At 69.8% G+C, this 10,444-nt stretch carries 8 protein-coding genes; 2 read left to right on the top strand and 6 right to left on the bottom strand.

Going from position 1 to position 10,444, the window contains the following annotated elements; translation table 11 throughout:
* Positions 1-428 precede the first annotated feature (428 nt).
* Entirely contained in the window at positions 429-1,865 is a 1,437-nt protein-coding gene (locus ACH65_RS16580; protein ID WP_049623739.1) for a sigma-54 dependent transcriptional regulator, read from the bottom strand.
* A gap of 66 nt (positions 1,866-1,931) precedes the next feature.
* Here ACH65_RS16580 and ACH65_RS20025 point away from each other — a divergent pair, with 66 nt between their 5' ends.
* Positions 1,932-2,141, top strand: a complete 210-nt coding sequence (locus ACH65_RS20025) for a hypothetical protein (protein ID WP_153242649.1) — start codon at positions 1,932-1,934, stop codon at positions 2,139-2,141.
* A gap of 89 nt (positions 2,142-2,230) precedes the next feature.
* Here the strand turns inward: ACH65_RS20025 and ACH65_RS16585 are convergent, their stop codons facing one another.
* From ACH65_RS16585 to ACH65_RS16605, 5 genes are all read right to left on the bottom strand, one after another.
* Positions 2,231-2,806 (bottom strand): PilZ domain-containing protein, encoded by a 576-nt coding sequence (locus tag ACH65_RS16585; RefSeq protein WP_053096295.1) that lies wholly within the window; start codon positions 2,804-2,806, stop codon positions 2,231-2,233.
* A 59-nt stretch (positions 2,807-2,865) separates the two neighbouring features.
* Positions 2,866-3,159: a flagellar protein FliT gene (fliT, locus tag ACH65_RS16590; RefSeq protein WP_049623741.1), complete on the bottom strand. Its 294-nt coding sequence runs from the start codon at positions 3,157-3,159 to the stop codon at positions 2,866-2,868.
* Positions 3,160-3,162: 3 nt separating this feature from the next.
* Positions 3,163-3,573 (bottom strand): flagellar export chaperone FliS, encoded by a 411-nt coding sequence (fliS, locus tag ACH65_RS16595; RefSeq protein WP_049623742.1) that lies wholly within the window; start codon positions 3,571-3,573, stop codon positions 3,163-3,165.
* Positions 3,574-3,589: 16 nt separating this feature from the next.
* Positions 3,590-5,104, bottom strand: a complete 1,515-nt coding sequence (fliD, locus tag ACH65_RS16600; RefSeq protein ID WP_082190382.1) for a flagellar filament capping protein FliD — start codon at positions 5,102-5,104, stop codon at positions 3,590-3,592.
* A gap of 185 nt (positions 5,105-5,289) precedes the next feature.
* Positions 5,290-6,450 (bottom strand): flagellin N-terminal helical domain-containing protein, encoded by a 1,161-nt coding sequence (locus ACH65_RS16605; protein ID WP_049623743.1) that lies wholly within the window; start codon positions 6,448-6,450, stop codon positions 5,290-5,292.
* A gap of 322 nt (positions 6,451-6,772) precedes the next feature.
* On the opposite strand from ACH65_RS16605, the gene ACH65_RS16610 reads away from it, so the two are divergent.
* Positions 6,773-10,213, top strand: a complete 3,441-nt coding sequence (locus ACH65_RS16610) for a glycosyltransferase (protein ID WP_053096297.1) — start codon at positions 6,773-6,775, stop codon at positions 10,211-10,213.
* Positions 10,214-10,444: the final 231 nt, after the last annotated feature.

Consider the following 10,444-nt stretch of genomic DNA (forward strand, 5'->3'; position numbering starts at 1 on the left):
CTCCCTCGCGCGCCCTGCGGACAGGAGTCCGCAGGGCGCGCCCTCGGGGTGCCCTTCTCTTTGGTTACTTTCTCTTGGGCAAACAAGAGAAAGTAACTCGCTCCCCGGCAGAGGAGCGAAACCCCGGCCAAAGGCCGGCAAGGATGCGTCAGCGCATTGCTCCCACGCGCCGCCCTGGATGACTCGCTCCGCTCGCCCCTGCGGGGCCGTCCTTCGGACGTTCTGCGCACTGCGCGCTTGCCCGACCTGCGCCGGAACGACGAGCGAGAGCCACGAGCGGGATAGACACGTTCCCGCGAGCACCCGCCCCTCACCCCTACCCTCTCCTCGCTCCTCAAAGCCGGCGCCATCCATGGCGCCTCCCCGCGTGCCCCGGTGGGGAGAGGGAGCAAAGCATCGCGCTCCCCCGAGGCGGAGAGAGCAAACGCTCAGGCCGCCAGCCCACCACTCTGCAACCCATACTTGCGCAACTTCTCCACCAGCGTCGTCCGCTGCATCCGCAAGAGCTTCGCCGCATGCGCCACCACACCGCCGGTGACATCCAGCGCCTGGCGGATCAGCCCCACCTCGATGTCGGCCAGGTGATCCTTCAGGTCGATGCCCCCTTCCGGCAGCAGCATCGGATCGACGCCCGTGCGCGCCGCCTCGGCGGAGGAAGCGGCCGGCTGCTGCACGTCCATCATCGCCAGCAGCGCGGCGCCGCCGTTGGCCTCCTCCATCGTGACGTGGCCGCGGTATTTCTCCGGCAGCTCGCAGGCGCGCACCTCGCGCTGGGGATAGAGGATCGCCATGCGCTCGACCAGGTTGCACAGCTCGCGCACGTTGCCCGGCCAGGCATAGCCGTTGAGCGCCTGCAGCGCGCTGGCGCCGAGGCGCACGCGGCCCAGGCCGCGGCGGGCCAGGCGCTGGTTGAATTCGTCGATCAGCACCGGCAGGTCCTCCAGGCGCTCGCGCAGCGCCGGCAGTTCCATCGGGAACACACTCAGGCGGTAGTAGAGGTCCTCGCGGAACTGGCCGTTGGCGATGGCCTGCTCCAGGTTGCGGTGGGTGGCGGCGATGATGCGCACGTCGCAGCGCTGCGACTTGGCGCCGCCCACGCGCTCGAACACGCGCTCCTGCAACACGCGCAGCAACTTCACCTGCATGGTGAGGCTCATGTCGCCGATCTCGTCGAGGAACAGCGTGCCGCCCTCGGCCAGCTCGAAGCGGCCCTTGCGCGCGCTGATGGCGCCGGTGAAGGCGCCCTTCTCGTGGCCGAACAGCTCGCTCTCCAGCAGCTCTGCCGGGATCGCGCCGCAGTTGATCGCCACGAACGGCTTGTCGCGGCGGGGCGAGCATTCGTGGATGGTGCGCGCCACCATTTCCTTGCCGGTGCCCGACTCGCCCAGCACCAGCACGCTGGAGTCGAACGGCGCCACCTGCCGGATCAGCGCGTTGAGCCGCATCATCGGCTGCGAGCCGCCGACGAAGCGCATCTCGCCGCGGCGGCCGCCGCCGAGCAGGCGCGCGTAGAGGCTGCGCAGCGTCTCGGCCAGCTGCTCGTAGCGCAGCGGGAAGTCGACCCGGCCCACCCGCGCGGCGAACGGCGAGGACGCGGCATTCAGGCGCGGCGCCCAGGCCGAGTCGGCGGCCAGCAGCACCGGCACATGCGCCGCGGCGCTGCCAAGCAGCGCGAACTGGCGCTCGGCCTCTTCCGCATCGCCGATGGTGCCCACGAAGACCGCGCGCCAGGCGTGGGTCGAGTCCGCCGCCGCCGCGCACTCCTCGCCGCGCTGCGGGTGATAACCGAGGAACTGCAGCGCCGCGACGATGGATTGCGCACGCACCGCATCCGACTCGATAACCAGGACATCGACCTTGCTCATTGTTCTACTACTCCCGTGGTTCCTGTGCCGTCGCGATTGCCCTGCGCGACGACGCTCCATCAACTGATGCGCCGGAATTCCAGCACCGACGTCGATCACCCGGAGCAAAAACGAGGCCACGCGCGACGGATCGCCGACGCCTCGCGCGAGGCTGGCCGGACGCACTGCGTCACCCGCCGGCAAAAGCTCGTCACCCGCGGTGGCGACCACTTCGCCGCGATCCCCGACGCGACGAAATCCGGCCTCGATACCAGCGAAGCTGAACGGGTGACCTAATGCGGCACCGCAACGTGAAGTGCGTCAAATCGACCGCATCGAAGATGTTCGTTTATGTGAAATGCATCACATGCACGACGACGGCGAATTCACGTCACCGGCGACGGGCCCTGTCGGGAACCTGCCACTTTGCGTCGGTGATGACGGAAAACGAGCCGGTCGAGTGATGCGCCGACACTCTCGCCGAGTTCCTCGAAGAGGAGGAAGGCGCGGCCGTCGTCGAGGCGATGCCCGACGCGCGCCGGCAGTTCGAGCGGCAAGGCCGGGCAGGCGTCGAAGTGCAGGCGCAGCAGGCAGGGCGTCGAAGCGCCGTCGCCGGCGGCGACCAGGCCTGCCGGCACCACCGCGCCCAGGGCGTTGAGGCGCACCATGCCACGCGGCGGCAGGGACGAGGGCGGCACCAGCAGCCGGTTGACGATCTCCATCAGCACGTTGAGCCGGCTGCCCAGCCGCAGCACTTCCTGCATCAGCGGGCTGTCGTCCTCGGGCGTCTCCGTGCGCCGCTCGTCCAGCGCGCCGATCGCGCCGAGCACGTTGGCGTTGCGCTCCGCGAAGGCGGCGAGCGCGCCGTGGTCGGGCCACGCCGGCAAGCTTTCGACGCCGAGCGGCAGCAGGCCCTCGTAGGCCATCCGCTGGGAAAATTCCGACCATGCGGTCGTCGCCATCGCCATTGCTCCGGATCAGGGGCGGCCCGCGGCATCCGCCGAGGCCACCGGGCGCCCGCTCAGCGCGTCAGCGCGACATAGCTGCGCAGGGCGTGGTGCGCATGCCGGTGCCGGCCCAGTTCCTGCGCCGCGGCGGCGCGCGCCTCGCCGGCCAGCGCCAGCACTATCCGGTTCTGCTCGACCAGCTGCAACAGCAGCGCGCGCGTGCCGGGGCCGGGCGGCTCGTCGCCGTGGAGCAATGCGGAGCGGGCCTCGTCCAGTTCGGCCACCTGCTCCCACTGCGCCTGCCGGGCCGCGTCGAGCATGCGGCCGCCGAGGGCGAGCGCCTGCGCCAGGGCCGCCTGGCCGGCCATCGCTCAGGCCTGCCCGGCGAGGTAGCTGGGGCGGATGTCGCGCCAGGCCTCGCGCAGTGGTTCGATCAGGCGCAGGCATTCGCCCAGCGCGCGCCGGTCGTCGTTCAACTGCGCGTGCAGCAGGCGGCGGGTGATGTAGTCGTAGAGCGCGTCCAGCCGCCCGGTGAGCACCGGCTCCACCTTGTGGTCCAGGCTTTCGCGCAGCTCGCCGACGATGGCGATGGCCTTGGAGAAGCTCTCCCCCTTGGCCGCGACGTCGCCGTGGCGGATGTGGCCGTCGGCCTGGTTGATGCGGTCGACCAGGCCGTCGAGCAGCATGCCGATCAGCTTGTGGCGGTCGGCCACCTCGACGCTGCCCTGGGCGCTGGTCTGGCGATACAGCGCGCTGGCGCTGCGCATCATGGCGTAACTCATGGGGTTCCCTCGTCGGTCAGCTGCCGCTCTTGCTCTTGTTGAGCGCCTCGAGCGACTGCGTCAGGTAGGAGCTGGTGTTGTTGAGCGAGGAGATCAGCTTGTCCAGGTTGGTGTACTGCTGGCGCAGCTGCGCCTCGTAGACCTGCATGCGCTGGTTGAGCGCGGTGGTCTGCTTCTGCAAACCGGTGAGCGCGTCGTTGAGGCTGCCGATGCGTGTCTGCACGATCCCGCTGCTGCCCGTGTAGTGGTCGAGCGCGCTGTCGAGCCGGGTGGCGTAGCCGTCGGGGCCGGCGAACAGGTCCTGCACCGCCGACGGGTTGCCGCTCAGCGCGGCGTTGAGCTTGCCCGCATCGACGGACAAGGTGCCGTCCGCCGTGCGCGTGATGCCCAGGCTGGCCAGCGTGCCGATGGCGTTGCCACCGACCTTGCTGCTCAGCACGCTGGAAACCTGGCGCTGGATCGAGGACAGCGTGGTGTCGCCCAGCAGCACGCCGGCGGTGCCGGTGCTGGGGTCGTAGCTGCTCAGCGTGCCGACCATGCCGGCGTAGCCGTTGTAGGCGTCCACGAAACCCTGCACGGCGTCGCTGACGGCGCTGGTGTCCTGCGCCACGGTGAGCTGCGCGCTGCCGACCTTGGTGAGGTTGAGCGTCACGCCGTTGAGCGCGCCGCTCACCGCATTGCCGCTGCTGCTGACGGGGATGCCGTCGATGGTCAGCTTGGCGTCGCTGGCCTCGTTGCCGCCCGCCGTGTTCAGCGAGGTCGCCAGGCCGGCGAGCGAACTGCTGCTGTCGCCGCTGGCGCTCACCGTGAAGGCGTTGGCCACGCCGGTCCTGGTCGAGGTCAGCACCAGCTGCGAGCCGTTGCTGCCGTTGATCACCGCGGCGGAGACGCCGGGATTGTCCGACGAGTTGTTGATCGCCGTGGCGAGGCTGCTCAGGGTGTCGGTGCCCGACACCGCGAGGTCCAGCGTCTTGCCGCCCACGGCGATGCTCAGCGTGCCGCTGCCCACCGCGGCGCCGCTGGCGAACACGCTGCTGGTGCGCTTCTGCGCCGTGGCCAGCGCGGTCACGTCGATGTTGTAGGTGCCGGGGATGGCATTGGGCAGCGTGGTGGCCGCGGCCACGGTGCTGTCCGAGAAGGTGGCGGTATAGGTCTGGTAGGTGGTGCTCGCGGACAGCTTGTCCAGCGCCGATTGCAACGACCCCAGCGAGGAGCCCAGCGCAGTGAGGCCGGCGATCAACGCCTGATCCTGCTTGGTCTTGGCGTCGATCTGCGCCTGCGGGCCCGCCTGCCTGGCGTTGACCATGGCGGTGACGATCGCGTCCACGTTCAGGCCCGAGCCGATGCCGGCCGAGCTGAGCAGGCCGGTGCCCGAGCCGGTGGAGGTGCTGCCGGTACTGCCGGTGCTGCCCGTAGCCGACGAGGCGCCGCTGCTGTCGGTGGTCGAGCCGCTGGACGCACTGCCGCTGGTGGTGGCCTGCGACGACGAAGTCGCGGGCACTGACGAGCCGGTGGCGGACACGCTGGTCATGGTGGGGCCTCGTGAAACTGGATCGGACGACGGAATCCCGCCGCGTCTGACGAGTCACTGGCAAAACCCGCGCCAACGCGCACGGCCTTTGCCCGTGGCTCGGTCCGGAGCGGAAGCCGCATCGGGCCTCCGCTCCGCCGTGCCGCTTGCGGCCATGGCTCGCGCCATGGCCGCCCAAGGCGGTGTTACTGCAGCAGCCTGAGCACGTTCTGTGGCTGCGAGTTCGCGGTGGCCAGCACCGAAATACCCGCCTGCTGCAGCACCTGCGCCTTGCTGAGGTTGGCCGTCTCCTGCGCGAAGTCCGCGTCCTGGATCGAGCTTTGCGAGGCCTGCAGGTTGGTGGACTGCGCGCTCAGCGTGGCGATGGTGGACTGGAAGCGGTTCTGCACCGCACCCAGCGTGCTGGAGATGTTGCTGACGGAGCTCAGCGCGCCGTCGATGCTGGCGATCAGCTTGTTGGCGTCGTCCACCGTCTTCACGTCCTGGCCCTGCAGCGAGCCACTGACCGCCGCCGTGCCGCCTGCGGTATAGGCGGTGCCATCGCTGCCCGACGCCGCAGCGAAAAGCGCCGTGTTCTGTGCTGCGGTACCGCTCACCGACAAGCTGCCGGACGAGTAGATGTTGATGCCGCCGTTGGCGTTCACCGAGGCGCTGACGCCAGCGGCGCCCGCGGCGTTAATGGCATCGGCAATATCCTGCACGCTGTGCGCAGTTCCCGACACCGTATAGTTCTTTCCATCGGAACCCGTGATGCTGAGGGAGCTGAGATCCAATCCGTTCGTCCCGGAAACAGCGCCGGTCAGCGAATCGGTGGAGATTTCCGCGGTCTGGCCGATCTGGCCCGCGGTCACGCCGCTGCCCAGGTCCACGCTGATGGTCTGGCCGACGTTGGCGCCGATCTGGAAGGAGAGCCCGCCGGTGACGCTGCCGTTCAAGATGTTGCGGCCGTTGAAGCTGGTCTGGTTGGCGATGCGGGTGATTTCCTGCAGGCGCTGCTGCACCTCGGTGTCGATCGCCTGACGGTCGGAGTCGGTATAGGTGCCGTTGGCCGCCTGCACGGCGAGGTCGCGGATGGACTGCAGGTTGGAGGTGACCTGGTCCAGCGCCGAGCCCGCGGTCTGCGCCAGGTTGATGGCGTCGCTGGCGTTGTTGCCGGCCTGGGCCAGGCCGCCGATCTGGGTCTGGAAGCGGGTGGAGATGGCGAAGCCGGCCGCGTTGTCGGCGGCGCTGTTGATCTTCAGGCCCGAGGACAGGCGCTGGGTGGCGCTGGACAGCGCGCCCTGCGACTTGTTGAGGTTGTTCTGCGCGTTCAGCGAAGAAACGTTGGTGTTGATGACCAGTGACATGAAAGGCTCCTAGGAATCGGTCTGGAAGCTGGCGGATATGTGCTCCGGCGGTGCTCCTGGACCGGAGTGCCAACCGCCTCGGTGACCTTTTCGACCTTGCCGGCGAATACTTGAGCGCACGGCCGCGCAGGCACGGGCGCACGCCCGCCGCGCGTCGCTCCGCGCACCCCGCGCGGCCCGCCCGGAACGCCATGGCATATGCCTTGCTTGAACGCTCCCGGCATTGCTCCCCCGACGGAAACCGGACGCGCGCCGCCCCTCCGGGCGCGCACGAAGCGGGGCATGCAGTGCCGCGGCTTGATCCCCCAGCAGCGAACCCATCATGCGCGACCGCGTCGAATCCAGCCCCAGCTTTTCGGTCATCCTGACCACCTACAACCGCCCGCGGCTGCTCGAACGCGCGCTGGACAGCCTCGCCGCGCAGTCGTTCCGCGACTTCGAGGTGGTGCTGGTCAACGACCACGGCGAGCCCGTGGAACACCTGCTGCGCGATACCGCGCTGCCCATCACCTACCTGCGCCTGGGCCGGAACGCCGGCGTGTCGGCCGCGCGCAACGCGGCCCTCGCGCTGTGCCGCGGCCGCTACGTCGCCTACCTCGACGACGACGACGTGCTGCTGCCCGGGCATTTGGCCGTCCACGCGCAGGCGCACGAGGCGCATCCGGACAGCGTGGTCTATACCGACACCACCTACGTGCTGACGGACGAGCACGGCCAGCGCGTGCAGGCTCCCATCCCGAGCCACTCCGGGGAGACGTTTTCCAAGGAGGCGCTGTTCGTCAAGAACTACATCACCATCAACAACTGGACCCATCCGCGCGCGCTGCTGGCAGACACCGGCGCCTTCGACACCGAGCTGGCCGCGCTGGAGGACTGGGAACTGCTGCTGCGGCTGGCCGCGCGCCATCCCTTCGTCCACGTGCCGGCCTACACCTCCGAGGTGTGGATGCGCGCGAGCGCGGAAGAGCACCTCTCGCGCCGGGAGCGGCGGCACTTCCCCGAGCTGTTCCGTGCGATCTACCGGCGCCACGGCGACCTGGACAGCGACTGGGTGCGCGCCGAACGGCTGCGCTTCCTCGACGGCCTCGAAGCCGAACTGGCGCAAGGCCCCGCCAGGGCCGGCTTCAGCGCCGACACCTACGCCGCCTGGCGGCAGGGCCAGCAGTTCGACGCGGCCCGTTCGGCGGCGCTCGCGCCGCTCGCCGACGCGCTCGGCCGCGCCTGCCGCATCGACGTGCTGGTGCTCGACGCGCAGGGCGATGCGCAGGCGCTGGCGTGCACGCAAGAGAGCCTGCGCCGGCAGGCTCTGCAAGCCGCGCGCATCACCGTGATCGGCGGGCAGGCCGGCGAAGACATCGGCCCGCGCCTCAACGCGGCCGCGCGCCAGAGCACGGCCGACTGGCTGCTCGCCCTTCCCGCCGGCGACGAGCTGGCGCCGCACGCCCTGCTCCTGCTGGCCGACAAGGCGACGGCCGACCCGGCGCTGACGTGCTGCTACATGGACGAGGACGCGCGCCTGGCCGACGGCTACGGCCAGCCCATCTTCAAGCCCGACCTCAACCTCGACCTGCTGCGCAGCTACCCCTACCTCGGCCAGTGCCTCGCCTACCGGCGCGAGGCATGGGCCGAACTGCAAGGGCTGGACACGGCCCTCCGCCACCTGCCCCACGTGGACTTCGTCTTCCGCGCCATCGAGCGCTACGGGCTGCACACCATCGGCCACCTGGGCGAGGTGCTGCACCATGCCGCCACGCCCTACGCGCAGTGGCTGGCCCTGCCCGGCGTGGCCGGGGAATCGGGCCCGGTGGTGGCCGCCCACCTCGAACGCCTCGGCATCGCGCACGCGATCGCCCCCGCCGACCTGCCCTGCGTGAACCGCGTGCGCTACCTGCACGCGCGCACGCCGCCGGTGTCGATCATCGTGCCCACCCGCGACCAGCTGCCGATGCTCAACGGCCTGATCGACAGCCTGCTCGCCAAGACCGGCTACACCAACTACGAACTGCTGATCGTCGACAACGACAGCCGCGACAGCGCCGCCTGCGCCTACCTCGACGGCATCGAACGGCTGGACAACCCGCAGCTGCGGGTGCTGCGCTGGCCGCATCCGTTCAACTATTCGGCCATCAACAACTTCGCCGCGGCGCAGGCGCGCGGCGAATACCTCATCCTGCTCAACAACGACACCGCGGTGCTGCACGAGGACTGGATCGAGGCGCTGCTCCACCACGCCCAGCGCCCCGAGGTCGGCATCGTCGGCGCCAAGCTGCACTACCCGGACGGGCGCATCCAGCACGGCGGCGTGGTGCTCGGCCTGCGCGGCGCGGCCGACCACCCCTTCATCGGCGAGGCGATGGACGCGCCCGGCTACATGCACCGCCTGCAGGTGGACCAGAACTACACCGCGGTGACGGCGGCCTGCCTGATGATCCGCAAATCCGTCTACGACGAGGTCGGCGGCCTGGACGAGGCGAACTTCAAGGTCTCCTACAACGACGTGGACCTGTGCCTGAAGGTGCAGCAGGCCGGCTACCTCACCGTGTGGACGCCCTATGCGCGGCTGATGCACGAAGGCAGCGTGAGCCAGACCCGGGTGGACACCACCGCCCAGGCGGCCAAGCTCGAACGCTTCCTCGGCGAGCAGCGCGCGATGTACCGCAAGTGGCTGCCGCAGCTCGCGCGCGATCCGGCCTACAACCGCAACCTCGCCCTCGACGGCCGCGGCTTCGAGCTGGATCCGCGCCGCAACCTGGCCTGGCAGCCGTTCGCCGAGCCCCTGCTGCCGCGCCTGTTCTGCGTGGCCGCCGACGCGCTCGGCTGCGGCCACTACCGCGTGCGCCAGCCGTTCCTCGCCATGCAGCGCGCCGGCCTCGCCGAAGGCGTGATCGCCGAGACGCACCTGCCGCCGGTGGACATGGAGCGCTTCGGCCCCGGCACCATCGTGCTGCAGCGCCAGCTGAGCGACAACCAGATCGCGATCATGCAGGGCTACCGGGATTTCAGCCGCGCCTTCAAGGTGTACGAGCTGGACGACTACCTGCCCAACGTGCCGCTCAAGAGCGCCTACAAGGACGCGCTGCCGAAGGACGTGCTCAAGTCCCTGCGCAAGGCGGTGGCGCTCACCGACCGCTTCATCGTCTCCACCGAGCCGCTGGCCGAGCAGTTCGCCGGCCTGCACGAGGACATCCGCGTGGTACGCAACCGGCTGCCGGTCGGCTGGTGGGGCGACCTCGCCGGCGCGCGCCGCGCCGGCCGCAAGCCGCGCGTGGGCTGGGGCGGCGGCGCCAGCCACCGCGGCGACCTGGAGCTGATCGCCGACGTGGTGCGCGACCTCGCCAACGAGGTGGAGTGGGTGTTCTTCGGCATGTGCCCGGACAAGCTGCGCCCCTACGTGCACGAGTTCCACACCGGCGTGCCGATCGAGCAGTACCCCGCCCGGCTCGCCTCGCTGAACCTTGACCTTGCGCTGGCGCCGCTGGAGGACAACGTCTTCAACGCCTGCAAGAGCAACCTGCGCCTGCTCGAATACGGCGCCTGCGGCTTCCCCGTGGTGTGCAGCGACATCGTCTGCTACCGGGGCGAACTGCCGGTGACGCGGGTGAAGAACCGCTACAAGGACTGGATGGGCGCGATCCGCATGCACCTGGCCGACCTCGACGCCACCGCGAAGGCCGGCGATGCCTTGCGCGAGGCGGTGCATGGGGGGGGAATGCTCAGTGGGGAGCATTTGCGTGCGTGGCGGGGGGCTTGGTTGCCGGATTGAGGAGGGCGAGCCTGGTTCGCTTTGGCCTTTGGGGATGGGGGTTCGCGGGAACGCGCCTTCTCGCCCTTGCTCGTCGCCCGGCGTAGGCTGGATAAGCGCGCAGAATGTCCGAAGGGCGGCCCGAAGAGTAGAGCGGAGCGAGTCATTCCGTAGCGTCAACGCGACCTGGCTCGCCTGCGGCGGGCTTTCGTCCGCCTGCCGGCGGCCGAGTTACTTTTCTTTGCTTGCCCA

The organism is Frateuria defendens (assembly GCF_001182895.1).
GTDB lineage: Bacteria > Pseudomonadota > Gammaproteobacteria > Xanthomonadales > Rhodanobacteraceae > Frateuria_B > Frateuria_B defendens.

What these genes read in the sequence shown, in the direction of transcription:
- ACH65_RS16580 (WP_049623739.1), bottom strand. Translation starts at nt 1,865, where the DNA reads ATGAGCAAGGTCGATGTCCTGGTTATCGAGTCGGATGCGGTGCGTGCG.
- ACH65_RS20025 (WP_153242649.1), top strand. Translation starts at nt 1,932, where the DNA reads ATGCGCCGGAATTCCAGCACCGACGTCGATCACCCGGAGCAAAAACGA.
- ACH65_RS16585 (WP_053096295.1), bottom strand. Translation starts at nt 2,806, where the DNA reads ATGGCGACGACCGCATGGTCGGAATTTTCCCAGCGGATGGCCTACGAG.
- fliT (WP_049623741.1), bottom strand. Translation starts at nt 3,159, where the DNA reads ATGGCCGGCCAGGCGGCCCTGGCGCAGGCGCTCGCCCTCGGCGGCCGC.
- fliS (WP_049623742.1), bottom strand. Translation starts at nt 3,573, where the DNA reads ATGAGTTACGCCATGATGCGCAGCGCCAGCGCGCTGTATCGCCAGACC.
- fliD (WP_082190382.1), bottom strand. Translation starts at nt 5,104, where the DNA reads ATGACCAGCGTGTCCGCCACCGGCTCGTCAGTGCCCGCGACTTCGTCG.
- ACH65_RS16605 (WP_049623743.1), bottom strand. Translation starts at nt 6,450, where the DNA reads ATGTCACTGGTCATCAACACCAACGTTTCTTCGCTGAACGCGCAGAAC.
- ACH65_RS16610 (WP_053096297.1), top strand. Translation starts at nt 6,773, where the DNA reads ATGCGCGACCGCGTCGAATCCAGCCCCAGCTTTTCGGTCATCCTGACC.